This is a genomic window from Parvibaculum sp. (genome assembly GCF_019635935.1).
Taxonomy (GTDB): Bacteria; Pseudomonadota; Alphaproteobacteria; order Parvibaculales; family Parvibaculaceae; genus Parvibaculum.
This window is the reverse complement of sequence record NZ_JAHBYN010000003.1, coordinates 1-25285: the sequence shown is the minus strand read 5'-3', so window position 1 is coordinate 25285 and position 25285 is coordinate 1. Positions and strand designations below refer to the sequence as shown.

Annotated in this window: 24 protein-coding genes and 1 pseudogene; 11 read left to right on the top strand and 14 right to left on the bottom strand. The window is 63.6% G+C overall.

What is annotated here, in order from left to right; genetic code table 11:
• From KF719_RS17765 to KF719_RS17750, 4 genes are all read right to left on the bottom strand, one after another.
• Positions 1-434, bottom strand: a 434-nt coding sequence (locus tag KF719_RS17765; protein ID WP_293510758.1) for an FAD-dependent oxidoreductase, incomplete at its 3' end; no start/stop codon positions are given.
• Positions 431-1897, bottom strand: coding sequence for a dihydropyrimidinase (hydA, locus tag KF719_RS17760; protein ID WP_293510756.1), 1467 nt, complete (start codon positions 1895-1897; stop codon positions 431-433). The genes hydA and KF719_RS17765, both read right to left, overlap by 4 nt.
• Positions 1881-2699 carry an ATP-binding cassette domain-containing protein gene (locus KF719_RS17755; RefSeq protein ID WP_293510760.1) on the bottom strand — a complete coding sequence of 273 codons (819 nt, stop codon included), beginning with the start codon at positions 2697-2699 and terminating at the stop codon, positions 1881-1883. Before KF719_RS17755 ends, hydA begins: the two co-directional genes overlap by 17 nt.
• Positions 2700-2761: 62 nt before the next feature.
• A complete protein-coding gene (locus tag KF719_RS17750; protein WP_293510754.1) occupies positions 2762-3742 on the bottom strand; it encodes an ABC transporter ATP-binding protein in 981 nt (326 codons plus the stop codon).
• A 185-nt stretch (positions 3743-3927) separates the two neighbouring features.
• Between KF719_RS17750 and KF719_RS17745 the strand changes: the two genes are divergently transcribed.
• Positions 3928-4707 (top strand): SDR family oxidoreductase, encoded by a 780-nt coding sequence (locus tag KF719_RS17745; RefSeq protein WP_293510752.1) that lies wholly within the window; start codon positions 3928-3930, stop codon positions 4705-4707.
• On the opposite strand, the gene KF719_RS17740 is transcribed toward KF719_RS17745, so the two are convergent.
• Positions 4658-5422, bottom strand: a complete 765-nt coding sequence (locus KF719_RS17740) for a GntR family transcriptional regulator (RefSeq protein ID WP_213338005.1) — start codon at positions 5420-5422, stop codon at positions 4658-4660. The genes KF719_RS17745 and KF719_RS17740 overlap by 50 nt on opposite strands.
• Positions 5423-5684: 262 nt before the next feature.
• Between KF719_RS17740 and KF719_RS17735 the strand changes: the two genes are divergently transcribed.
• Both KF719_RS17735 and KF719_RS17730 read left to right on the top strand, forming a co-directional pair.
• A complete protein-coding gene (locus KF719_RS17735) occupies positions 5685-5999 on the top strand; it encodes a hypothetical protein (RefSeq protein ID WP_293510750.1) in 315 nt (104 codons plus the stop codon).
• Positions 6000-6425: 426 nt separating this feature from the next.
• Positions 6426-6710, top strand: coding sequence for a hypothetical protein (locus tag KF719_RS17730; protein WP_293510748.1), 285 nt, complete (start codon positions 6426-6428; stop codon positions 6708-6710).
• 239 nt (positions 6711-6949) lie between these two features.
• Here the strand turns inward: KF719_RS17730 and KF719_RS17725 are convergent, their stop codons facing one another.
• Genes KF719_RS17725 through KF719_RS17715 form a run of 3 tightly spaced genes read right to left on the bottom strand, consistent with a single transcriptional unit; the run spans position 6950 to position 10532 of the window.
• Positions 6950-7762 carry an amidohydrolase family protein gene (locus KF719_RS17725; RefSeq protein ID WP_293510746.1) on the bottom strand — a complete coding sequence of 271 codons (813 nt, stop codon included), beginning with the start codon at positions 7760-7762 and terminating at the stop codon, positions 6950-6952.
• Between the two features lie 12 nt (positions 7763-7774).
• Entirely contained in the window at positions 7775-8869 is a 1095-nt protein-coding gene (locus KF719_RS17720; protein ID WP_293510744.1) for an Ldh family oxidoreductase, read from the bottom strand.
• A gap of 46 nt (positions 8870-8915) precedes the next feature.
• On the bottom strand, positions 8916-10532 hold the full coding sequence (locus tag KF719_RS17715) for a GMC family oxidoreductase N-terminal domain-containing protein (RefSeq protein WP_293510742.1): 1617 nt from the start codon (positions 10530-10532) through the stop codon (positions 8916-8918).
• Between the two features lie 242 nt (positions 10533-10774).
• Here KF719_RS17715 and KF719_RS17710 point away from each other — a divergent pair, with 242 nt between their 5' ends.
• Together KF719_RS17710 and KF719_RS17705 are read left to right on the top strand one after the other, a co-directional pair.
• Positions 10775-12289 carry an aldehyde dehydrogenase family protein gene (locus KF719_RS17710; RefSeq protein WP_293510740.1) on the top strand — a complete coding sequence of 505 codons (1515 nt, stop codon included), beginning with the start codon at positions 10775-10777 and terminating at the stop codon, positions 12287-12289.
• Between the two features lie 125 nt (positions 12290-12414).
• Positions 12415-12699, top strand: coding sequence for a DUF3303 family protein (locus tag KF719_RS17705; protein ID WP_293510738.1), 285 nt, complete (start codon positions 12415-12417; stop codon positions 12697-12699).
• 87 nt (positions 12700-12786) lie between these two features.
• Here KF719_RS17705 and KF719_RS17700 read toward each other — a convergent pair whose 3' ends face one another.
• The 3 genes from KF719_RS17700 to KF719_RS17690 form a co-directional block, all read right to left on the bottom strand.
• Positions 12787-13593: an aldolase/citrate lyase family protein gene (locus KF719_RS17700; RefSeq protein WP_293510736.1), complete on the bottom strand. Its 807-nt coding sequence runs from the start codon at positions 13591-13593 to the stop codon at positions 12787-12789.
• An 85-nt stretch (positions 13594-13678) separates the two neighbouring features.
• Positions 13679-14608, bottom strand: coding sequence for a LysR family transcriptional regulator (locus KF719_RS17695; protein WP_293510734.1), 930 nt, complete (start codon positions 14606-14608; stop codon positions 13679-13681).
• On the bottom strand, positions 14605-15360 hold the full coding sequence (locus KF719_RS17690; protein ID WP_293510732.1) for an IclR family transcriptional regulator C-terminal domain-containing protein: 756 nt from the start codon (positions 15358-15360) through the stop codon (positions 14605-14607). Before KF719_RS17690 ends, KF719_RS17695 begins: the two co-directional genes overlap by 4 nt.
• 189 nt (positions 15361-15549) lie before the next feature.
• Between KF719_RS17690 and KF719_RS17685 the strand changes: the two genes are divergently transcribed.
• The 6 genes from KF719_RS17685 to KF719_RS17660 all read left to right on the top strand — a co-directional run bounded on the left by KF719_RS17685 (position 15550) and on the right by KF719_RS17660 (position 21823).
• On the top strand, positions 15550-16890 hold the full coding sequence (locus KF719_RS17685; protein WP_293510730.1) for an LLM class flavin-dependent oxidoreductase: 1341 nt from the start codon (positions 15550-15552) through the stop codon (positions 16888-16890).
• Between the two features lie 295 nt (positions 16891-17185).
• Entirely contained in the window at positions 17186-18412 is a 1227-nt protein-coding gene (locus KF719_RS17680) for an ABC transporter substrate-binding protein (protein WP_213337986.1), read from the top strand.
• Between the two features lie 59 nt (positions 18413-18471).
• The gene (locus KF719_RS17675) at positions 18472-19362 is read left to right on the top strand and encodes a branched-chain amino acid ABC transporter permease (protein ID WP_213337985.1); all 891 of its coding nucleotides are present in this window, start codon (positions 18472-18474) and stop codon (positions 19360-19362) included.
• Between the two features lie 10 nt (positions 19363-19372).
• Positions 19373-20392 (top strand): branched-chain amino acid ABC transporter permease, encoded by a 1020-nt coding sequence (locus KF719_RS17670; protein WP_293510728.1) that lies wholly within the window; start codon positions 19373-19375, stop codon positions 20390-20392.
• Positions 20385-21110 (top strand): ABC transporter ATP-binding protein, encoded by a 726-nt coding sequence (locus tag KF719_RS17665; protein ID WP_213337983.1) that lies wholly within the window; start codon positions 20385-20387, stop codon positions 21108-21110. The genes KF719_RS17670 and KF719_RS17665 overlap by 8 nt, the downstream gene beginning before the upstream one ends.
• On the top strand, positions 21107-21823 hold the full coding sequence (locus KF719_RS17660) for an ABC transporter ATP-binding protein (protein ID WP_213337982.1): 717 nt from the start codon (positions 21107-21109) through the stop codon (positions 21821-21823). Before KF719_RS17665 ends, KF719_RS17660 begins: the two co-directional genes overlap by 4 nt.
• A 124-nt stretch (positions 21824-21947) precedes the next feature.
• Here KF719_RS17660 and KF719_RS17655 read toward each other — a convergent pair whose 3' ends face one another.
• From KF719_RS17655 to KF719_RS17645, 3 genes and pseudogenes are all read right to left on the bottom strand, one after another.
• The gene (locus tag KF719_RS17655) at positions 21948-22736 is read right to left on the bottom strand and encodes an FCD domain-containing protein (protein ID WP_213337981.1); all 789 of its coding nucleotides are present in this window, start codon (positions 22734-22736) and stop codon (positions 21948-21950) included.
• 131 nt (positions 22737-22867) lie between these two features.
• On the bottom strand, positions 22868-24613 hold the full coding sequence (locus tag KF719_RS17650) for a hydantoinase B/oxoprolinase family protein (protein WP_293510722.1): 1746 nt from the start codon (positions 24611-24613) through the stop codon (positions 22868-22870).
• Positions 24613-25285, bottom strand: a pseudogene (locus KF719_RS17645) (hydantoinase/oxoprolinase family protein); the annotation flags it as partial. The pseudogene KF719_RS17645 and the gene KF719_RS17650, both read right to left, overlap by 1 nt.

The following is a 25285-nucleotide window of genomic DNA, read 5'->3' as shown; positions in this document are numbered from 1 at the left end:
AAGGATGCCAGGCCGATTTCCGCCTCGTTGAGGTCGTAGTAGGGCGCGATGTCCTCATAGGTGATCGGCCAGTCGTCGCCGACATCGTCGAGGCTGCGCACGCAGAAATCCTCGGGGCGATACCGGGGCACATGCGCTGCCCAATAGATGGATGAGCCGCCGACGGCATTGCCGATCATCGGTTTGATCGGGCTGTCGCTATCGTCGACGGGATAGTCGTCGCAGTGTCGGCGAAGATTGGGGTTGTCATTGAAGGCGGCGCGACGCCTGCGCCCATAGCCCGGCTCCCCTTGGCCAAGGGCGGCGTAGTCGAACCAGTGGCCCCGTTCCAGACAGACGACGGACAGTCCGGCTGCGGCCACTCGCCAGGCAGCGGCGGCGCCCGTCGGCCCCGCCCCGACGATGACGACATCGGCCTCGAGGTCGCCGCTCACAACAGTTCCGCGCCGAAATTGCGGGCAGGATCGAGCTCTGCCTCGAGCCGCCCGGTCGGTCGGGCCGCCTCGCCGCCGGATCGCGGCAGGAACCGGCCGAAACCCGGCGCGATCTGCAGCTTGTCCCCGGCCACGGCCACCGTGCCACGCACCAGCACGGTTTCCGGCCATCCGCGCACGACGCGGCCGGGGTAGGGCGTATAGCCGGTGGCATCATGCACGTCGGCATCGGCCAAGGTGACCGCGCGCTCGGGATCCCAAATGGCGATATCGGCATCCGCGCCCGGCTGGATGGAGCCCTTGCGCGGATGGAGATTGTAGATCCGCGCCGGGGCGGTGGCGGTAACCTCCACGAATTTCTCGAGCGTGAAACGGCCTTGCGAAACCATGGCGTCGAACAGGATCGGCAGGCGGTTCTCCAGGCCGGGCATGCCGTTCGCCATTTGCTTGAAATTGGCGCCCGGGCCGGCCTTCAGCTTCCCCGTCTCGTCATGACGGAACGGCGCGTGATCGGAGGACACCACCTGGAGGTCGCCCAGCCTGATCGCCTGCCACAGCGCCTCGCTGTCGCCTTGCGTCCGCATCGGCGGGCTGCACATCCATTTCGCTCCCTCCGTCCCCGGCTTGTCGAGCGCGCTTGCATCGAGCAGCAGATAGTGCGGGCAGGTCTCGGCGAAGATCTTGGTGCCTTCACCGCGCGCCTGGCGGATCACGGCGGCCCCTTCCGCCGTCGAGACGTGGAAGATCATCACCGGCTGGTCGACGAGCCGCGCCATGGCGATGAGGCGTCCGAACGCCTCGACCTCGGCGAGGCGCGGATGGGCCATCGCATGATATTTCGGCTTGATATAGCCGCGTTCGACGAGCCGCTTGCCCATCCAGGCAATCATGCCATGGTTCTCGGCATGGACGCAGACCAAAGCGCCGGCCTTGCGCGCGGCGAGCAACACGTCGAGGAAGCGCTCGTCGTCAACCTTCAGGCGATCGTAGGTCATGAACAGCTTGATCGAGCTGTGGCCGGCCGCGACCAGCGCCGGTAACTCCTCGGCAATCACCTCCGGCGTCGGATCGGCGAGAATCATGTGCAGGGCATAATCGACCACTGCGCCTTTTTCCGCCAACCTGTGGTAGTCAGCGACCGTGCCTTTCAGGCTGGCGCCAACATGCTGCGCGGCGAAGGGAATGACCGTCGTGGTGCCACCGAATAACGCGCTGGTCGTCGCCGTGGCAAAGGTGTCGGCATTGACCACACCGGCCGCCGTCATCTGCTCGATATGGCAATGGGGATCTACCCCGCCCGGTAGAACCAGCTTGTCGGTCGCATCGATCACCCGCCTCGCCTCGCCGAGGCCACGGCCGATGGCGGCGATCGCCTCTCCGGAGATGGCGACATCGGCGTCGAACGTTCCCGAGGCGGTGACCACACGGCCGCCGCGGATCATGCAGTCAAAGGGCTCTGCCACCTCGGATCTCCGCTGGTGAGAGGGCGCCGTGGGGGAGCGCCAGGGTTGACGAGGCCGCGCCGATATCCGGCGCAGCGGCCAGAAGCTGCCGCGTATAGGGGTGCTGAGGATCTGCAAACAGCTCCGCGCTGGGCGCGGCTTCCACGAGCTTGCCGCGGCTGAGCACGCCGATGCGGTCGGCCATGAAGCGCACCACGGCCAGGTTGTGGCTGATGAACAGGTATGTCAGGCCAAGCCGGTCCTGCAAATCGCGCATGAGGTTGAGAATCTGGGCCTGGACGGACACGTCGAGCGCCGAGGTCGGCTCGTCGCAGACGATGAAAGCGGGATCGGAGGCGATCGCGCGCGCAATGGCGATGCGCTGGCGCTGGCCGCCTGAAAACTCATGCGGAAACTTCAGCCCGTCATCCGCATGCAGCCCCACCAGGCCGAGGAGTTCCCCGACCCGCGCCCGGGTGTCGGCTCCGGGCGCACACAGCCCGAAAGCGGTAATCGGCTCGGCGATGATCTCGCCGACCCGCCAGCGCGGGTTGAGGCTGGCATAGGGATCCTGGAAGACCATCTGGATGCGCCGTCGCAAGGCAAGGCGGGCGGCAGCCGCCGACGGCGCCGTCATGGACACGCCGTCGATGGCGATTTCGCCTGAGGTCGGCGCCATCAGGCCCACCACCATGCGGGCGATCGTCGATTTGCCGGATCCCGATTCGCCGACGAGCGCAAAGGTCTTGCCGCGCTCGACGGTGAAGGACACGCCGTCCACCGCCAGCACCGGAGGCCGGCTGCGCCGTCGCAGCCTGGAGATGAGGTTCCCGCGGGCGCGAAACTCCTTCTTCAGGTCCGATACGATCACAAGGTCAACCGTGCTCACGAAACCCGTCCTGCCGCCGGCGAATAGAGATGGCAAGCAGCAAAACTCGTGCCGGCGCGGCGCCCCGGCGGCTCCTCGACACGGCAGAGCGCGAAAGCCTGCGGGCAGCGTGGATGAAAGGCACAGCCCGACGGGATCGCCGTCAGCCGCGGCATGCTGCCTGGAATCTGCACCAGCCGGTCGGGCCGATGATCAAGCGGCGGGATCGCGCTCATCAAGCCCTGGGTATAGGGGTGGCGCGGCCGCCGCACGATGTCGTCCACCGGGCCGACCTCGACGACCCGTCCCGCATACATGACGGCGACGCGATCGGCTGCTTCGGCGATCACACCCATGTCGTGGGTGATCAGCATGACGGCCGTACGGCGCTCCTTGCAAAGACGTTTGATGAGGGCGATGATCTGCGCCTGGACGGACACGTCGAGCGCCGTGGTCGGTTCATCCGCGATGACGAGATCGGGCTCGCCGCACAGGGCCAGCGCAATCACCACGCGCTGGCGCATGCCACCCGAAAATTCGTGCGGATAGCTGTCGATGCGTGTCGCAGGGCTTGGAATGCCGGTTTCGGCGAGGAGGTCGATGGCCGCGAGCCGAGCTTGGCGCGCGCTGAGGTTGAGATGGGTCAGCATGGTCTCGACCAGTTGGTCGCCAATGCGGATCAGAGGATTGAGGCTCGTTAGCGGATCCTGGAAAATCATGCCGATGCGCTTGCCGCGAATGGCGCGCATGCCGCGTTCGTCGAAGCCGTCGATCCTGAGACCTCCCAGACTTATTTCGCCGGCCGTGATGCGTCCGGGGGGCGCGACCAGCCCCATGACGGCGGCGCCCGTTACGGATTTCCCCGCCCCGGATTCACCGACCACGCCCAGCACCTCTGCCTTGTCGATTGCGAAGGAGACGTCGTCGAGTGCGCGAACGGTTCCTCGCCGGGTGGCGAATTCCACACGGAGATCGCGGACGGACAAGACTGGCTCCACGTTCGGCGAACTCCGGGATCTTGTGTGACGGGTTGATCGGTCGCGCACCACACCGCTGCCGGACAAGATCTCCAGATCAGCAGGCGCCTGTCGCCGTATTGTGTGCACGGCCTCTTGTGCTGCGCAACATGTTTCGTAAAATGTCTAACAAACTAACATCATTCGCAACGGGAAAGTGACATCAGATGGTGGTCGACAGGCCTGGGCGGCTGAGGGACAAGGTCGTGGCTGTGACCGGGGCTGCGTCCGGCATCGGCTTGGCCAGCGCCGTTCTCTTCGCACAGGAGGGGGCGACGCTCGTCCTTGTCGATCGGGATGAAGCGGCTTTGGTGCAGGCCACGGCGATGGTCGAGGCAGCCGGGAGCGTGGCGCTTGCCCTTGCCGGCGACGTGGGTGACGTGATGACTGTGGACGCCCACGCCGAAGCAGCGCGCCAGCGCTTCGGCGGCTTCGATGTCCTGCTTGCGGCGGCCGGCTGGTCGACCGGCCAGTCGGTCGCGGACAGCTCGGTCGATGCCTGGGATGCGGTTCTGCGCACCAACCTCACCGGATCGTTCCTGTGGAGCCGGGCTGCCATTCACGCCATGCGGTCGCGCGGCGGCGGGGCGATCGTTCTGGTCGGCTCGCAACTGGCATTCGCGGGAGGCCGGGCCAACGCGGCTTATCTCGCGAGCAAGGGTGCGATCGTCAGCCTGGCGCGCAGTATGGCTCTGGACCACGCGGCGGAGAACATCCGCGTCAATGTGGTGGTGCCCGGCGCCATCGACACTCCGCTGCTCGCCCGCGCTTTCGAGCGATCGCCGGACGCGGCGGCAGCGCGTGCCGCCTCGGCGGCACGCCATCCACTCGGCCGTCTCGGCAGCCCGGACGAGGTGGCACGGGCGGCCCTCTTCCTCGCGAGTGACGAAGCCTCGTTTACGACCGGGTCTTGCCTGATGGTGGACGGCGGCTGGCTCGCGGCTTGACTTTCCCCGCCGCGGGCTCGCCGATCACCGAGGCGCGCTCGGCCAGGAAATGAGCCTCGAGGATCGTACGCAGGTCCGCGACCGAGCCGCGCTGGGCGATCTGCATGATGATCTGGTCCTTCAGCGCGATATGACGGCGCACGACGACGGACAGGTCCGTATCCCGAAAACGGGCGAGATTGAGAATGATGAGGACATGGCGGGCGATGGCCGTCCACAGGGTCGCGAAGATGGGATTTTGCGCCGCATCGCAGATCACCCGGTGAAATGCGAGATCGGCGCGCAGCATCTCCTCGAAGTCCCCGGCACGGGCGGCCGTGCGCATGCGCGCGATCACAGCATCGAGTTCCTTCACATCCGCGGCCCCTGACTGCCAGTTTGCCACCGCGTCGCGCAGGAGAAGCGTTTCCAGATCGATGCGTGCTTCCTGGACGCTCTGCACCATTTTCGGCGAAAAGGTCGCGACGCGAAAGCCGCGATGGCTCCCACCCTCGATAATCCCTTGGGTATGCAGGACCTTGAGCGCTTCGCGCACCGGCACGCGGCTCACGTTGAGGCTGGTGGTCAACGCGGTCTCGACGATGCGTGCACCGGGCGCGAGTTGGCCGCTGGCGATGGCTTCGGCGACCACATTGGCAATGGCTTCGGGAAGCGACTCGCGTTTCGGATTGAGAAACTGGTAGGTCGGTTGTTGGGAGGCTGAAGCCTTGGTCATCGGCACCATCATTCGCGTATGGAGTAATTTGTATAACAATTTTCCAACGCGTGTCATGCGCGCAGTTGGCATCTCGCGCGGCGGCCCCCGATATCCAACGTCATGTGACGGAACCGGGAAGAACAAAACGTCGGTCTGGGGCGATGAATTCCCTGACGTTGTGATCGATGACGGCGTCTCTGCGAGGGTGTCTTTTTTGACGCCGCTGTGAACGAAGTGATTTTTCGGGCGTTGACCTGCATGGAGTCAAACGGAGGTTCGCATGGATAGTGAACAAATCAAGGGCGCAGCGCAGGACATGGCTGACAAGGCTAAGGACGCTGCTAAAGAGACGTGGAATTCTGGACGCGACAAGGTGGTAGACTTGAAGGACCAGGCGGCCAGCACCGCGAAAGACGTAACGCGCCAGACGGTGGACGCCGGCCAAGCCTATTATGAGGATGGCGTTCAGGCCTTGGGACGCCAAGTGGGGTCAAGCCCGCTGAGTAGCATACTCGTGGCCGGGATGTTCGGCGCCGTCATTGGCTGGATGTGCCGGGGTAGGGCTGACGAGAATAGTCGTAGGTCTTGGCGCTAATAGGTCTTGGCGCTAAATAGGTCTTGGCGCTAAAGCAGAGATGCGCCCCCACGGGGGGCGCTCTCAATGCTGGGCTTCCGCTGGCATCATCTGACCAATTCTTCATTCCGGCTGGAGCCGGGATGAGTATTGAACGAGCGGCGTGTCAAGAGCACATCTCGCTCCATTGTCTACGCCGGATCTCAGCCGAACAATGATAGTGAGGAATTCTCGCTCTGCAAGCCTGCCTGTACGGGAGGCGCAAGCATCTGTCGCCTCAAGAATCAGCAATCGACGGATGAGCACTTTCCGCTAGCCCAACAAAAAAAGGCTGTAAAGTTGTGCTCCTCTAGCTGATCACTACTGCGGTAGCCCAGTGATACGATATTATGATGCATCGGAACTTGGATCGGTTTTGGCTGCTTCTTTGTCTAGGCGGAGGAAGACATGTCCACACCGAAGGTCGCTTCGATCACAGTGTCCGCAGAGCACGTAAAAGAAGCCGAAGCGCGATGCGCCCGGCAACGCGAGTTCATCAGGGAATTGCGGGCCAGTGGCCAGCCCACTGCCACGGCGGAGGCGATCCTGGAGAGCATGCAGGTTTGTCTCGCCCGCGTGCGCGAAGCCGCTGAGAGCCCAAAGGCGACCCAAGCGGATCCACCTGGCAAAAGCAAAGCCCCGGCCCAAACCGACACCGGCAGGAGCGCGGGGCTGTGCATCCTTATCCGCTGAAAGTCTGCGAGATGTATGAGGCCTAGGCACCCCGACCCGCTTGGGGAAGCTGCCCGATCGGGGCTGCTCCCGGGCGCTCAGGCTGAAAACGTCGGGAGCATAGAGCTAACAACCGCCGCGCCGCGATGTTCCGAGCCGTCAAGACGTGGTCGTGATTGATATCGGCCTCGCTATAGCTTCAATGCCATGGCCTGTTAGTCCACGTCTGACGAATGAACTTCCAGTGCAAGACCCTTTTTTTACTTGAATTTGTATAGTTTAAGCGACGTCTGAGCGATGGTGTTCCGATCATCGCGTGAAGGCACCCACCGGACCAGTGAGTCGATGGTGGACTGGTAGGTCACCGTCTTCTCAAAGTCCGTAAACGGGCAGTCACTGCCCCAAACCAGGCGCTCTGGGCCCGCCACGGCCATGAGCCGGTCCGCAAGCGGCTGGGGATCACAGACAATGCGGAACCCGCCGGAGAGCTTGCCCCACGTGCGGCCGGAATCGAACGCACGCAGATAAGCTTGGAAGCCTTCGCTCTCGGCGCCGGTTTCGGGGTCGGGCCGACCGAAATGATCGACCACCAGCTTGACGGGGGATCGTGTCAGGACTGGCAATACCTCCGGCAGGCGCTGGCCCTCGATATGCAGATGCACATGCCAGTCGAGGTCGGCGAGCCGCCAGAGCAGCCGCTGGAACTCCGCGCCCGCCACATCGGGCAGTTGCTTGCGCGCCCGGAAGGACAGGCGGACGCCGACCACGCCGTCGTCGTCCATCGCCTTGAGGATGTAGGGATCGATCCCGGGCTCGACGATGACCGTGCCGCGCAGGCGCGGCTCGCGCTTCAGCGCCTTGATCATGTAGTCGTTATAGGTGCCGAGGAAGCTCGGCGCGGCAATGACGGCGTTTTCGACGCCATGGGCATCGAGGATCGCCAGATAGTCGGCCGTCTCGAAGTCATGCGTCGGCAGATGCAGCCCGCCTGGCGCCATCGGGAGGTCGGCGCGAAAGATATGGGCATGCGTGTCGACGAGCGCGAAATCGCGATTCGCTGGGGTCAAGGCCATGGTGGGCGTTCCTTAGGATGCAAAGGCGTGTGTGGACAGCGTCGGGAAGGGAAGGCCGTGTCCCTCCGCCGCGATGCGAATTGCATCGAGCTCTGCCTTGGGCAGGGCAATGCCTTCTGCCCGGCGCTTCGTCTCCAATCGGGCTTCCGGCTCGCCTGAGACCAGAATCTCGGAGAAGCCGTCGGCGAGCGCCGACGACTTCACCCGGTTGGTGAGGAAGTCCATGCGCTCGGCGAATTCCGTCATCGGCAGGAACAGGTCCGGTTTGATGGCCATGATGAAATGCCCGACATTTTGGGGCTTTGTGAATTCCTCGGTATGGTTGGTCACCTCGCCGGCAAAGGCCGAGCCGGAGAACACGCCCGAGAAGATATCCATCATCATGGCGATCGCTGAACCCTTCGGACCGCCGACGGGCAGGACCACGCCGCCGTCGAGGATCGCCTGCGGATCGGTGGTGGCGCGACCATCCTTGTCGAGGCCCCAGCCTTCGGGAACGCTCTGGCCCCGCTTGGCGGCCAGGCGCACCTTGCCCCGGGCGGCGACGGCGACCGCCATGTCGAGCACGAAGGGCGGCAGCTTCCCGCCAGGGGCGCCGGCGGCGAAGGGGCTCGTGCCTAGCACGGGGTCGCGGCCGCCCCAAGGCGGCATGGACGCGGAAGCATTGGTGAAGACCAGCGACATGTAGCCGGCGCGCACGGCCTGCAGGACATAGCTCGCCGCCATGCCGAAGTGGCTGCTCCGATGGACCGAGGCGAGGCCTACGCCGTATTGCGAGGCCATCTCGATCGCCTCGCGCATCGCCCGCTCAGCGACGACGAAGCCGAAGCCGTCGTCACCGTCCACCGAGGCGGCAACCGGCGTCACCTTGGTGACGCGGATCGCCGGCACGGGATTGATGAGGCCAAGGTGGATCCGCTTGATATAGTGCACGAGCCGCACGACACCGTGTGTCTCGACGCCACGCAGATCGGCCTCCACCAGACAGCGGGCTACCAGCTCAGCGTCGGCTGGCGACAGGCCGCTCTTTTCGAGCAGTTGGGCCGAAACGAGGGTCAGATCTTCTGCCCGGATGAAAAGCTTCTCCGCAGGCTTGGTGCCATCCATCGTCTTGTCCTTCCGTGGGGATCAGGTCCATTCCGCGATCGGAATGTCAGGCAGCGTCGGCGAGCGCCTCGCGACCCAGTATGAAGTCCGCCGCCTTTTCCCCGATCAGCAGGGCGGTGGCGTAGGTATTGGCGGAGACCATCGCGGGAATGACCGAGGAATCGGCGATCCGCAGGTTCTCCAGGCCGTGGACGCGCAACTGGTCGTTTACCACCGTGTTGCGTGCGGTGCTCGGCCCCATGCGGCAGCTCCCGGCGAGGTGATAGGTGCTCGATCCGTAGCGGCGCGCGAAGTCGAGCAGTTCGTCATCGGTCTGCAGCGAGGCGCCCGGTAGCCGCTCCGCGTCGTAATAGGCGGCCATCGGCTGGCTCTGGAGGATGCGGCGCGCGGAGCGAATGGCGTGCAGCAGGACCCGGCGGTCTTTTTCGGCGGCGAGATAGTTCGGCTGGATCGTCGGCGCCGTGTTGACGTCGGCCGACGTGATGTGGACATAGCCGGTGCTTTCCGGACGCATCTGCCAGGCGCCGGCCGTGATTCCGGGATAGTCGTCGAGCACGCCGAGCTGCCCGTCCTTGTAGCTCGCGGGCGTGAAGATGATGGTGTAGTCCGGCGCGTCGAGCGCCGGATCTGAGCGGCCAAAAGCGTAGCAGACCGCCGCGCTGAGGGCCAAAACGCTCGGCTTGCGCAGGCTCCAGCGCAGGAACTCGGACATCAGGCGCGGGCCCTTCACGAGGCCGTTGATGGTGCCGATGTTCTTCACGCTGGCGACAAGACGGGGACTGTAGTGATCCGAGAGGTTTTCGCCGACGCCATTGAGCGCGTGGCGGACAGTAACGCCCGCGCGGGTCAAGACATCCGGGTTGCCGATGCCAGACAGTTGCAGCAGACGCGGCGTGTTAATGGCGCCGGCACTGACGATGACTTCACGGCGCGCGCGCACTTCCGACGCAACGCCGCCGCGTCTGTAGCTGACGCCGACAACACGCTTGCCGTCGAGGATGAGGGAGGAGGCCTGGGCATCGGTCAGAACCCGGATATTCGGCTTCTTCATGACCGGATAGAGATAGGCGCGGGCCGCGCTGATCCTGCGGGCGCCGGCTATCGTGCGCTGGTAGTAACCCGTGCCTTCCTGGGTGGCGCCGTTATAGTCGGCATTGCGCGGCAGCCCGATCGACTGCGCGCCGGCGATGAAAGCCTCGCATAGGGGATGTCTCCAGTCGGGATCGGTGACGGGCAGCAGCCCCTTGCTGCCGCGGTAGTTCGGATCGTGAGGCGCCATGCGGCTTTCGATCCGTCGGAAATAGGGAAGCACGTCCGCATAGCCCCAGCCGCGATTGCCGCTCTGCGCCCAGGCGTTGTAGTCGTTCGCCTGTCCGCGCACATAGACCATGCCATTGACGGAGCTCGATCCGCCCAGCGTCTTGCCCTGCGGCGCGTATAGTTTCCGGCCGCCGCTCCCCTCCGATGGTTCGCTGTAGAATTGCCAGATCAGAGAAGGGTTGAAGAGCGTTTTTACGAAGCCAACCGGCATATGGATGAAAAAATTGCTGTCGACAGGTCCGGCTTCGAGGACGCAGACCGAGGCGCCGGCCGTCACCAGCCTGTTGGCGATGACACAGCCAGCCGAGCCGCCACCTATGATCACATAGTCAAAAACGTCCATGTTTCTTCCCCAATCCGCCGAATCTTCGAAAGATATCGGCTTGATTCGACAAACAGCATCCAGCGCCGTCGAGGCAAATCGCGGATTACCGGTGTCCTATAAGCCGTCTTTATGGAGCAGGGCGCAGCTTCGTCTCTCATTCACCTGGGCTTATGGCATCGTTCGCTTTGCTGATTTGGTCGCCTGCTCTGGCTGGCTTACCTTTCGACCGCTCGAGTCAACAAGATCAAAAAGGGAGGCCCATGTCCGGCACTCAGAAGAGACTGATCGACTCCGCTGCGGCGCGGGCGGAAGCAAAGCGCTTGTCCAACAAGGTTCTTGTTGGTGGAAGCCTCGTCGCCGCTGAGACGGATGCGACGATCGACGTCATCCACCCCCCGACGATGGAGGTGATCGCGACCGTGCCGCGCTGCGGCGCTGCCGATGCCGCGCGCGCCGTGGAAGCTGCAGCGAAGGCCTTTCCCGTGTGGTCGCGCATTCCTGCCCGCGAGCGCGGCAGGCTGATCGCCCAGGCCGCGGACCGGATCGAGGCGGAACTTGAGACGCTGTCACAGCTGCAGACGCTCGAAACCGGCCACCCGATCGCTTCGCAATCCCGCGGCGACATGGCCACCGCGGTCGATATGCTACGCATGTTCGCCGGGGTCTCCGGCGAGCTCAAGGGCGAGACGGTTCCCGATGCGCAGGGCGTTCTGCACTACACGACCTGCGAGCCGATCGGCGTGATCGCGGCGGTTATCCCGTGGAACGGTCCGGTCTTCACGTTGAGCGCCAAGATCGCGCCGGCTCTCGTGGCGGGCAACACCATCGTGGTCAAGAGCGCGGAAACCGCCCCGCTCGCCGTGTTGCGCTGCGCGGAGATCATCCAGTCCTTCCTGCCTCCGGGCGCGATCAACATGATCTCCGGCGTCGGCGAGGAAGTCGGCAAGCCGCTGGTGCAGCATCCGGCCGTGCGCAAGGCGACCTTCACCGGCTCGGTCAACGTCGGCAAGCTCATCTCGCAATATGTTGCCGACAAGCTCATCCCGGTCACGCTTGAGCTCGGTGGCAAGAACCCCAATATCGTGATGGCGGATGCCGATCTCGCGTTGGCCATTCCAGGCGTCGTGGCCGGCATGCGCTTCATGCGGCAGGGCCAGTCCTGCATCGCGGGCTCGCGCATCCTGATCCAGGAGAGCATCTACGACGAGGTCGTCGAAGGTGCAGTCAAGCTGATGAATGCGCTGGTTGTCGGGAACCCCTTCGACGAGAACACCGAGGTCGGAACGATCATCTCTCAGAAGCAGATGGATCGCATCCAGTCGTTCGTGAGCAGCGTCAAGGATATCCCCGGCGCCCGCGTTCTTTGCGGTGGGTCGCCCGAGGCCGATTCGTCGATGCCGGGTCGCCTCTTCATGCGGCCGACCCTGATCGACAACGTGCCGCATGACGCGCCGCTCTGTCAGGAGGAGATCTTCGGGCCCGTGGCGGTGGCCGTGCGGTTCACCGACTTCGAGGATGCGATTCGCATTGCCAATGACAGCGTCTTTGGCCTGGCTGCCGCGATGTGGACGCGGGATCTCGGCACTGCGATGCAGTTCGCGGCACGTATCGAGGCCGGTCTCGTGCAGGTCAACCAGTATGCGGGCCCCCGCGCCAATGTCTCCTATGGCGGGCTGAAGGTCAGCGGGCTCGGCAAGGAATATACGCTCCAATCCATGCTCAACCACTTCACGCGCTCGCGCACCATCCAGATCAACGCCGGGCTGCGTTCCTAGCACCCGTCGTGGCGATCCACGGGCGGTCTGTGAGGGCGGCCGGCAGGCATTCGATCTGTATTCGGCCCTCATCGCGAGGCAGGCCTGCCTCGCGCGCAAGCAACGCTTCAACAAGGAACGACATCATGCAGTTCATGGTCATCAGTGATCCGCAGCCGGCCCGCCCCTCCCAGGTGCGCGGAATCCAGACGACGTTCTGGGACTGGCTGGATCGCCAAAAGGAGGCGGGCATCGTCAAGGCCGTCTATGTGAAGACGGGCCGCGGCGCAATCGTCGTTTTCGACGTCGAGAGCCACGAGACGTTGCATCGCCTGATGACGGAATGGTCGGACTGCGTGCCCGCCGCATTCACAGTCTTTCCCCTGATCGATCCGGCGCATCAGGAGGCCATAGCCCGCAAGGGGGCGTGAGGTCCCGCGACATTCCGCTGTCGTGACAGGGCCGCCGCGGTGCTCGCGGCGGCTTTTTGTTTGCCGGCGAATAATGCCGTCAGACGATCAGCGCGGCTTGTTCTGAAAGGCGCGTATCGCGGCGGCGCGATCCTTGGCACCGGCCAGCAGGAAAGACAGGTCGGCGCCCGAGGAGACATAACGCGCACCAAGGCCGACGAACTGCTCGATCAGCTTCGGTTTATTGGCGAGACCGCCGATCCCGACGGTCTTGCCGTGCCTGGCGCAGGCCTCGATGGTGCGCCGATAGGCATCCGCCACGCGTTGATGTTCGAATTGGCCGTCGATTCCAAAGTCTGCGCAGAGATCGTTGGTACCGATCATCAGGATATCGACGCCATCGACCGCAGCGATTTCCTCGGCATTGTCGAGGCCGCGCTGGTCCTCGATCATGGCGATAACCGTCGTCGCGTCGTTCAGCGCCTTGCGCACCTCATCGACGGGCCAGGTCTGGAATCCGAGATGCGGGATGCCCACGGTCACCGAACGCTCGCCGCGCGGGGGAAATTTGGCATTGCGAACGACTTTCTCGGCGTCGCGAGCCGAGGTGATATGCGGTGCTATGACGCCAAGCGCTCCGTTGTCGAGCACGCGTGAGACATAGTCCGACTCGATGCTGGGAACGCGCACGAACGGGGTTACCCCCGCCAGCAGCGAAGCCATGCAGATCTGAGCTGTCGTTTCGAGAGAGAACGAACAATGTTCGAGGTCCACGTACAGCGAATCGAAGCCGCTGACCCTGGCGATGCTCACGATTTCAATGCTCTGTACGAGCCGCACGATCATCGATACCGCGACTTCATCCTTGGCAATGCGGGTTTTGACATTGTTTCTGACGAGATCTTGCAGTTCCATCTGTTCGCCCATGCTGTGTGAGATGGGCATAGCTAACGCCCCATGCGCCGAGGCTGACAGTCACAATTCGGGCCTCGTTCATAAGTCAGGATGATGGGCTGCCGTCGATCGGCTCCGGCAGCACAGTGCCATAGGTCTCCGAGATCTTGGTCTTCAAGGTATCGATGAAGCTCCGCATCGTCCGCGTCTGTCCTCGGCCGATGGGATGGATCAGCATGGTTTCCACGGTGATCCTTGGTTCGAACCTGCGCGCCACAAGCGATGGCATGGAGGCTGCGCTGAGCAGCAGAGGCTCGACCATCGCGATGCCCGCGCCGCGCGCGGCCAGGACGAAGGCCGTCATCGAATAGTTGACCTGCACGGCGCGTACCAGTTCCACGTCGCAGTCCCGGAAGGCTGTTTCCACTGGCCCGCCGATCGGGGTGTGCGGCGCGTAGGTGATAATCGGATGCCCGGCGAGCTTCTCGACGGTGATGACCTCTTCCTGCGCCAGCGGATGGTCGGTCGGCATGATGCAGGCGATCTCGGCGCTCGCCAGCAGCTCCGCCTCGACCGCGGGATCCCTGATCGGCCCGAAGCCAAGGCCGAAATCGGCTTCGCGACGGGACACGCGATCGATGACCTGATGGGTGGGCAAGGCATGGACGGAGAACCGGACCGACGGTTTGAAGCGGGAGAAGACGGCAACGGCTTCGGCCAGGGGGCCATTGGCGATGGCGAAGGTGGCCGCAACCGTGATGTTGCCAAGTCTGCCGCCGGCGAGATCGTTGGCGACGCGGCTGACGGTTTCGACGCGCTGGAAGATGTTGGCGATGTCGGGGAAGATGGCTTCCGCTTCGGGCGTGGGCTGCAGCCGCCCGCCGGTGCGCTCGAACAGCTTGATGCGCAACTGGTCCTCGCAATGGCGCAGCACGGCGCTCACGGCCGGCTGCGTCACGTTCAGAAGCCGGGCGGCGCCGGTGACCGAACCGGCGCGCATGATCGCGTGGAAGACTTCCATCTGCCGCAGGTTCATGTCTGCTCCCCCCAATTCGCGGCTCCAACTGTCCGCTTCTGTATGGTTCTGCGGAGGAGGTCCACATAAGCCTGCTCGTTTCCGACGATAACCGCTTCGACGCTCGATATGCCGATCGCCAGCGGGGTGGCGCCCAGGCTCTCCGGCAGGAGCATCGCGATCGCGCCGGCGCCCTTGACGACACCGCTGATGGACAGGGCATAGCCCTGCGCACGCGCCTTGCGCACCTTCTCGATGAGCGCGGACGGGTCGAGTTTCTTTGAGGGATCGGGCGTGTCGCTGTTGATGCGGCGGATCAGCCGGCTGATCTGCGCGTCGTCGTGGCGCGCCAGCAGGATATGCCCGACCGCCGTTGTGCCGAGCCCGCGGAAGCTGCCGGGCTCGGCATGAAGCCGCACCGGCCCGGTGGCGTCGATGATCTGAACATATTGCGCCTGAATACCATTCTGGACGCCGAGCAGGATCGTCTCGCCGGTGGCGTCGCTCAGATCCTGCATGATCGCACGCACCCGTTCCTGATCGTAGAGCTGGGTCGCCACCCAATCGACGAGGAACGTCAGGCGCGCCGTCGGCAGGTAAGTGCGCGCCGAGCCGTTGTAGCTGAGGTACCCCATGCCGACCATCGTGCGCATGATCGAGGACACGCTGGAATTGGGATAGCCATAGTGCGTCGCCAGTTCCGCGACCGACACGCTGCGCTGCACCGCCGCGAAATATTCGAGAAACTCGAAAACCCGCCTGGCTGATTTCACTCCCTCATCCGCCATACGATTCTCCCGCGGCGTCTTATTCTCAAAATCTCTATATATTAATGAGGAGCGAAAATGAATTTTTACTTTGCGTGCTCCAGTCGCCGTGGCTTATTTCCGAACTGACAGGCGCGCAGAACAAAGCACGGCGATGATTTTTCCGCCGGACGCGCGACGCCCCGGGAGAAACCAATGGCTGACAAGCGTAGCGATGAGATCAAACTCGGTGTGTTCTACTGGCCGGGCGGTCACCATGTGGCTGGCTGGCGCCATCCCGACGGCGAGACCGACAGCGCTTTCAACTATCAGCGGTGCGTGGAACTCGCGAAGACCGCGCAGCGCGGCAAGTTTGATCTGTTTTTTCTGGCCGATCTCGTCGGTATCCGCCCGGAGAACCTGGACGCGCAGGCCGGCGCCGCGCGCGCGGTCTATTTCGAGCCATTGACATTGCTGGCGGCGCTCGCGGCCGTGACTGACAGGATCGGGCTCGTGGCGACCGCGACAACCACCTACAACGAGCCCTACCACCTGGCGCGCAAGTTCGCCTCGCTCGACCTTATCAGCGGTGGCCGCGTCGGATGGAACCTCGTCACCTCCCACAATCAGGCGGAGGCGGCCAATTTCAGTGCCAACCCGCATATGGCGCACGCGGACCGCTATGTCCGCGCCACTGAATTCGCTGAGGTCGTCAAAGGGCTATGGGACAGCTGGGAAGACGACGCCATCGAGGCGAACAAGGAAACGGGCCGCTATTTCGATCCGGCGAAGATGCATTTCCTCAATCACAACGGCCCGTTGTTTTCGGTGAAAGGTCCGTTGAACGTGCCGCGATCGCCCCAGGGACAGCCGGTCATTGTCCAGGCCGGATCATCAGGCCCCGGGCGCGATCTCGCCGCGCAAACCGCCGAAGTGATTTTCACGGCTGCTGAAAGCCTCGCGGAAGGCCAGGCTTTCTACGCCGACGCGAAGGGGCGTCTTGCCGCCCACGGCCGCAGCCCCGACGACCTGGTCATCATGCCGGGCATCTTCCCGGTGATCGGCCGCACCGAGGCCGAGGCAAAGGAAAAATACGAGTACCTGCAATCGCTCGTGCAGCCATCGGTCGGCATGTTCCTGCTTCAGCATCTGCTGGGCCGCGACCTCTCAGCCTATCCGCTGGACGAGCCGCTGCCGGACCTTGCCGATCACGACGGCGCGAAGGGACGGACTGAGGTCATCCTGCGGATGGCGCGCAAGGACAACCTGACCCTCCGGCAGCTTTACCTCAACGTCGCCGTCGCGCGCGGCCATAATGTGGTCATCGGCTCCCCCGGCCAGGTTGCGGACGTGATGGAAGCCTGGTTCGACGGACGCGCCGCCGACGGCTTCAATGTGCTGCCGCCCGTGTTTCCCACGGGCCTGAACGAGTTTGTCGACCTCGTGGTCCCGGAACTCCAGCGCCGCGGCCGCTTCCGCACGGAGTATAGCGGCGCCACGCTGCGGGAGCATCTGGGGCTGCGCAAGCCCGCCTTCAAGGCGCCGGACGCACGCTGACCGGTTGCGGGCCGCGCTCTGCCTTATGGCAGGGCGCGATATGCTGATGGGACAAAGACGCAATTGGCGCAGACGGACAAAATTGCGGTTGCTAACGTCTAATCACGATTGATGGCCCTCTCCGTGATGGAAGGGAATTGAAATGATCATCGTTTTATAATTATTATTGTCAGGCCAATAACGGAGGGCCGCGCTTTTGGCGGAAAGGCGCCGGACCAGGTGGAAACGTTGATCAAGTCGCCGGGACAGATCCGAAGAATCCGGGCGTCCCGGCAAAACGGGAGGAGGATGGAATATGATCAAGTTCACGAAGCGTAGCCTTTTGCTTGCCGCGGCCGGCAGTCTGGCCCTCGCCGGTGGCAGCGCCCACGCGCAGGACGCGTTCAAAGTTGGTGCCATCAATCCTTACTCCGGAGCGGTCGCCCTCTATGGAGACGAGGTCACACGCGGCTATGAACTTGCCGCCGAGAAGATCAACGCCAATGGCGGATTGCTTGGAAAGCCGATCAAGATCATCCGCGGCAATGCCACGAACGCGCAGGAGGCGATCGCCTCGATCGACCAGTTATCGACCCGCGACAACGTCGACGTCTTCATCGGCACCTACATGAGCGCGGTCGCCGCCGCCGGCAGCGAGGCGGCATTGCAGTATGACAAGCTCTACTGGGACACGAATGCGCTTGCCGCCAACCTCACCGAGCGCGGCCTGCCGAACTTCGTGCGGTCGGGGCCTTCGGCCGGCACCTTTGCCGAACTCTCGGCTAAGGCGGTGGTCGATCTCGTCGCCAACGGTCTCGGCAAGAAGCCGGGTGATCTGAAGGTCTGGATCACCCATGAGGATTCAGTCTATGGCACCACGATCGGCGATCGCCAGGCGGAGCTTCTGAAAGAGGCGGGTGTCAAGGTCGTCGGCAAGACGCCCTATAGCGCCAAGTCCATCGATCTGACGGACGTGATCTTGCGCATGCGCGACGGCGCGCCCGACGTGTGGCTGAGCACCGGCTACATCCCTGACAGCAATCTTCTGTTGCGCACCGCGCAAGGCCAGAACTTCAAGCCGCCGGTAACGATCTTCAACGGTACCGCCGATACCAAGGAGACCCTCGAGGCTCTGGGCCCGGCGGGTCTCGAAGGCATTTTCGTCGTGTCCTATCCGCGCTACGATATTTCGGAGAAATTCGGCCCGGGCAAGGACGAGTATCTCGCCGCCTATAAGGCGAAGTTCGGCGGCGAGCCGATCGCGCCCCAGAGCCTCAACGCCTATGTCGGCTTTCAGGTAATGGCCGAGGCCATCAAGGCGGCGGGCGGGACAAAGCCTGAGGCCGTCGTTGCCGCGGCGAAAGCATTGAACAAGCCGCTCGGCTCCTATGCGACGGGTTTTGGCGTGAAGTTCGATGACAAGATGCAGAACGGGCTGGCCTTCCCGACGGTGGGCCAGTGGCAGGGCGGCAAGGTCGTCACCGTGTATCCGAATGAAGCGGCTGTTCCGGGCGTCAAGCCCATCGGCCTTTCTTCCAAGTAAAATAATGTAGGACACGCGCTGCCATCTCTGTCGGCGCGTGTCTCGCGGAGGCGCCCATAATGTCAGCCTTTATCAACGTCGTCACAGTCGGCTTGCTGCTTGGCGGTATCTACGGACTCGTCAGTATCGGGTTGAATCTCATCTTTGGCGTCATCCGCATTGTCAATTTCGCCCAGGGCGAATTCGTTATGCTGGGCATGTACGGCGCTTATCTCGCGTATCTGTTGATCGGCGTCGATCCCTATGTGTCCATCCTGGTGGTGGTGCCGAGCCTGTTCCTCTTCGGCGTGGTGGTTCAGCGCTTCATCCTGCAACCGCTGCAGAACGAACCGATGATGCAGGTCTTCGCCACCTTCGGCCTGCTGCTGTTGCTGCAGAACATGGTCCTGGCGATTACCCGCGGCATGAGCTACACCGTGCCGACGCCCTTGTCGCAGGTCCATTTCGACCTTGGCGGGGTGAGCCTCAGCCTCTCGCGGCTCATTGTCCTGCTTTCCGTTTGCGTTGTCGCCATCGGGCTCAGCTGGTTCCTGAAGCACACGCTTCTCGGCAAATCCGTGCGCGCGGTGACACAGGATCGCCGTTCGGCCCGGCTCATGGGCATCAATGTCGAGTGGACCTACATGCTCACCTTCGGCACGGGCGCGGCGCTGGCCGGCCTCGCCGGCACCCTGCTCGCGCCGATCTACACCATGTCGCCGCAGATCGGCGGAAACTTCATTGTCGCGGCCTTCGCGGTAGTTGTTCTCGGCGGGCTCGGCAGCGTCTGGGGCGCCTTCGCCGGGGGGTTCATCATCGGCATGATCGAGGCGTTCGCCGGGTACTACGTCAATCCGGAACTCAAGCATGTCGCCTGGTTCCTCGTGTTTATCATCGTGCTGATCGTCCGTCCGAGCGGACTATTCGGTGTCATGGGCGCTGAAGAGGTAGGTCTCCGTGAGCAGAACTGACACATTGCCCATGCCGGCATCCGCGTTGAAAGCAAAATCCGTCACAGGTCTCACCACCTTTGATACGGAACTGGTGCGTATCGCGGCGGTGGCGATCGTCTTGCTGGGCTGCACCTGGCTGTTGTCCGGCCAGCCGTTCTACATGAACATCCTGTCCTACACCTTTCTCTTCGCGGCGCTGGCGACAAGCTGGAATATCATCGGCGGCTATGGCGGACAGTTCTCGCTCGCCCACGGCGTCTATTTCGCCATCGGGGCTTATCTCGCCGGCAACCTCTACATCCGGTTCGGCCTTTCGCCGTGGATCGCGCTGGTGCCGGCTGCACTGGCGGCCGCGATCGCGGCCGCCTTGATCTGCTGGCCGCTGTTTCGCCTGAAGGGAAAGTTCTTCGGCATCGCAACCTTGGCCGTCAGCGAGGTCGCCTTCGTGCTCGCCAATTACTTCGACAGCCTGACGGGCGGACCACGTGGCATGTCCCTGCCATTCAAGGCAGGGTTTTCAAACATGATATTCACTAACCGCTTCTCTTATGCCCTGCTGATGCTCGGGTTCCTCATCTTCTGCCTGATCGTCAGCGGTTTCGTCTACAGAACCCGGCTTGGATACTATCTCCAGGCTGTCCGCGACGATCAGGATGCGGCGCAGGCGAGCGGTATCGACGTGCTGTATGTCAAAATGACGGGCATGGCGCTCAGCGCGGCGCTGACCGCGATGGGGGGCGTGTTCTTCGCTTTGTATCTGCGCTTCATCGATCCCCCGACGCTGCTTTCCTTGCCCGACATCGGCGTCCGCTTCCTGCTCATCTCGCTGATAGGCGGCGTTGGCACCCTCTTCGGCCCCCTGGTCGGGGCGCTGCTCATCGTGCCGGTAGAGTTTTACCTGCGGGCGACGATCGGTGGCTCGATCCCGGGAGGCCATCTCGTGGTGCTGGGAGCGGTTCTCATCCTGTGTTCGTTGTTCCTGAAGCGCGGCATCGTCGGCGCCGCCGAAACCGCCTGGCAATCAATCCGGAGGCGCCGCCATGGCTGAGCCGCTTCTCAAGATCGACGGCGTCACCAAGCGTTTCGGGGGACTGACAGCGGTCAACAACGTCTCGTTGGAAATGGCCAAGGGCGATCTCGTGAGCCTCATCGGCCCGAACGGGGCCGGCAAAACCACCCTGTTCAACCTTGTGACGGGGCAGCTGAAAGTCTCGTCGGGCGCGGTGCTCTTCAAGGGCGAGGACATCACGGCCGCGTCGCCGCAGAAGCGCGCGGTGCTCGGCTTTGGCCGCACGTTCCAGATCTCCAAGACGCTGACCTCGCTTACAACGCTTGAAAACGCGCTCATTGGCGCCTTTCTGCACAACCGCGGCGCGCAGGCGGCCGCCCGGCGGGCGAGCGAAGCGCTCGAGATGGTCGGCCTGTCGGCCCGCGCTTCGGTGAGGGCCGGCCTGCTCACGCTCAGCGAGCGTCGGCGGCTCGAGATCGCGCGCGCCCTCGCGCTTGATCCTACCATCATCCTGCTGGATGAAGTGATGGCGGGGCTCAACCAGACAGAGGTCGACGAGGTCATCACGCTCGTACAGCGGCTTCACCGCGAAGGCTTCACGATCCTGGTCATCGAGCACAATCTGAAAGTCGTGCGGGCCTTTGCCAACCAGGTGGTCGTGCTGAACTTCGGTACGAAAATCGCGCAGGGAAGCCCGGAGGATGTGCTGTCCGACCGGCAGGTGGTCGAGGCTTATATCGGGAAGGCGCGCCGGTGAATACCATCCTGGAAATCCGAGATCTCCACGCCGGCTACAATCAGGCGGCCGTGCTCGAAGGCATCTCGCTTTCGGTTTCCGACGGCGAGATCGTGTCCATTGTCGGCGCCAATGGCGCCGGAAAGAGCACGTTGCTCGGCGCCATCACCCGGCTGGTCGAGGTCACGCGCGGGTCGATCCATTTCGACGGCACTGACATCACCACGATCGCACCGCACCGCTTGCCCGCCATGGGCCTCGTGATGGTGCCCGAGGGCGGCCGGCTGTTTCCCTTCATGACCGTCCAGGAAAACCTGGAACTTGGCTATTTCGCTCGACGTTCCCGGCAGGATGCGAAGGACAGGCTGGAGGAGGTCATCAGCCTTTTCCCGGTCCTCGCGGAGCGTCGCGAACAACTGGCGGGGCATCTCTCCGGCGGCGAGCGCCAGATGTGCGCCATTGCGCGGGCGGTGATGAGCCGCCCGAAGCTGCTGATGCTCGACGAGCCTTCTGTCGGGCTGTCGCCAATGATGGTGGGCAAGGTGTTCGAGCTCGTGGAGGCGTTGGCGCGCCACGAAGGTCTGTCCATCGTCCTGGTCGAGCAGAATGTGGAGGAGGCCCTCGAGCTGTCGAAGCGGGCCTATGTCGTGGAGCACGGCCGGATTGTCCGGTCCGGCAGTTCCGACGACTTGCGCAATGATCCGGCGCTGCAGGCCGCCTACATGGGCGCGTGAGGCAAGCGCCTCGGTTATCCGCCGGCGGCATGCGCTGAGCCTTGCGGCCTCGGGGGCCAAACCTCAGCGCATCGCGCGCAACTGTCCGTGTTCCCGGACCAACCCGCGTGAGCTCACGATACGCTCAGTCCGCGGCAGGCTCCTTTTTCCGAAGTCGTTTTTCCGGTTGGAGATTGGCCGAGACCTGCTGCCGGTGGAGACGCTCGCGCGCCACCTTGCTATAGGCGCTGACGTGGCGCTCCATGCTCTTGAAGGCTAGCGCCGCATCACCCTGAGTGATCGCCTTCATAATCCGGGTATGGGCGAGAAAAGCTTCGTGGCGGATACCTTCAGTGGTGACCTGCTGGTAGTCTGCCGCCTTCAGGATGGAGTCTGAAATCGCTTCCATCAGAGCGATCAGCGGTTCGTTCTGGCTCGCGCGCGCCACCGCCAGATGCCATTCGAGATTGATCTGCTTGTAGGCGGCGATGTCGTCGCCCGAGGCGAGAAAGGCTTCGTGGAGTCGCTCCATCTCAGCCAGTTCTTCCGGACTTCGTTTGACAGCGGCCAGGCTCGCCATCATGGGCTCGACGGCTAGCCGACAGTCCAGTAGCGATTCGAGCCGGATACCGTGGGTGCGGATGAACAGCTCCACCGAGCGCGCGACGGACTTGCGGCCGGGAAGGGTCACCATCGAGCCGCCAAGTCGGCCGGGGCGGGTCGTAACCAGGTTCTCAGCTTCGAGGACCCGGAGCGCCTCGCGCACCGACGCGCGGCTCAGGCCTGATTCCGCGACCAGTTCTCGCTCGGCCGGCAGCATATCGCCCGCTACGAACTTACCCGCAAGAATGAGATCGCGTAGGCGCGCGGCCAATATATCCGAGGCCTTGGGCACGAATATCGGTACGATCCCGCTCGGTTCCTTCTCAGTCAAATTCGCAAACTCCCGAGGCAAGGGCATGAACGGCCGAGATCGCCTTTGACCTCATTTGGCTCGTCGCAGGCAAGCGCGGAATTATCACGTATTCATATGAATCCCGCCAGCCACCCCGACGGAAATACACATCAGTCCCGTCCGGCGGCTTTTTGCCTTCCCGAGGCACTGACGCAAAAGCGGAGGCCCCCGCTGGCTTTCGGTCGCTCCTCGATGGTGACACCATAGATATTCTCGGCGGTTTCGCGGCTGATCAGCCCTTCGTCGAGATCATGCTGCACCAGGGCCGGATCGCGCTGAAGCGGATCGCCAAAACCGCCGCCACCCGGCGAGGCGAGATGGACGATGTCGCCGTTGGCGAGCGCGAGCTTCTCGATCTTGCTGCGCATGGGCGGCCGCCATGTCTTGCCGCCCACCTCGAACTCGACGGAATTGGCGGCGCCCGGTTGGCCGCCCTGGACGCCGAACGGCCTGTGGTCGACGCGGTCGCCAAGGATGGACACGACGCAGTCCGACAAGGCGCGAATGCCGTAGGCAGTGCCACAGCCGCCGGCATGCAGGCCGGCACCCGCTGATTCCTCGCGGATTTTCAGGTATTCGAAGCGCATGGGATAGCGATGCTCCGACATCTCGACCGACATGAACTTGGCCATCGAGCCGGGTGGCGTGCCATTGACCAGGCCGTCCGAGACATGGCTGCCGCCGTAGCCGCCGGGATAGGGATAAACGGCGACGTAATACGCATCGCTATCCGGGCGCTTCCCCGACAACGTCATGACGCCGGCGGTGCCGAAGGCGGCGGCGGGGACTTTCTCCGGGATCGCCTGCGCCAGCGCGCCGAACACCGCATCGACGACACGCTGGGTCACGTCTGTGGTGCCGCCCACGGGCTTCGGATATTCCGCCGCCAGCAGGCAGCCCTTGGGAATGGTAAAACGCGTCGGCCGAAAAGCGCCGCCATTGACCGGCACATCGGGGAAGATGTGCTTGAGCGCGACATAGCACATCGATTTCGCGGTGCTCGTCGCCACGTTCATCGGACCCTTCGCCGCATCGGACGTGCCGGTGAAGTCGAAATTGAGGTCGGTTCCGTCGACCACGACTTTCAGCGCGACGGTCAGGGGCTTGTCCTCGATGCCGTCATTGTCGAAGAAGTCCTCGACGGTATAGGCGCCGTCAGGAATTTCGGCGACATAGGAGCGCATCTGCGTTTCCGAGCTCTCCATCATCTGCGCGATACAGGCCGAGAGTTCCGCCATACCATACTTGCCGACAAGCGCGTCGAGGCCCTTCGCGCCGAGGGCGAACACATTGACCATGGCGGCGAGGTCGCCCGCGATCTGGCCTGGTAGCCGCACATTCGCCAGGATCATGTCGACAACGGCCTTGTTGTAAACGCCGCCGTCATAGAGCCGCAGGGGCGGGATGATGATCCCTTCCTGGTGGATCTCCTGGGCGCTCGGCGCCCAGCCGCCCGGCACGCTGCCGCCGATATCCATCCAGTGGCCGGTATTGGCCAGCAGCGCGAACAGCGTGTCGCCCACGAAATAGGGCGCCACGAGCACGACGTCCTGAAGGTGCGTGCCGCTCAGATAGGGCTCGTTCATGATCCAGACGTCGCCGGGCTTGAAGCCGCCCGACTTGTTCACGACCTCGATGAGGTGCTGCACGCTGAATTGCATGTTGGCGAGAAAGAGCGGCAGGCCGTAGCTGCCCTGCGCGATGGTTTCGCCGGTCTGCGGATGGAAGATCCCGTGCGCGCAATCGTTCGTCTCGGAAATGATGGGCGAGATGGCCGCGTGAATGAGATGCATGTCCATCTCGTCGGCGATCTGTTCGAGGGCGCCGCGCACGACGGCCAGGGTGACGGGATCCATCAGGCGATCTCCACGAGAATGTTGCCGAACTGATCGACCTTCGCGACCATGCCCGGCTCGATGACGCTGGTGGTGTCGGCCTGTTCGACAATGGCCGGTCCGCTGAACGTGGCGCCTGGGCGCAGCCCTTGTCGGTCATAGACCGGGGTGTCGAGCCATTCGCCGAAATGCACCTGGCGGGTGCGGTCGGGCTTTGCGGCATAGGCCTCGACAGCATGCGCGGCTGCGGCCGGCGCTTTGCTGCGCACGCCCGTGACGGCGGTCTTCAGCCCGACGATAACAGTCGGTATGGCGCCGAGCGTATTGCCGTATTCCTGCCGATAGACCGCCTCGAAGGCCTCCACCATGCGCTCTCGCGACCAGTCGCCGCCGACAGGCACGCGCAGGCTGTGGATCTGCCCGACATAGGCCATATCCGCATAATGGGAGACAGTGATCGATTCGGCGGCGATGCCGCTCGCGAGGATCTGGGCTTCACCGTCCTTCCGCTGGCCGCGCAGCACATCGGCGATCCACGCGGCGTCGAGATCGGTCACGGGTCGCTCGACCGTCTGCGACAGGTCGTAGCGCAGATCGGCGATCGAGCAGCCGAAGGCGCATAGCACGCCCGGATTGGGCGGCAGCAACATGGTGCGCACGCCCACCTCGCGCATGATCGCCGCGCCGTGCAAC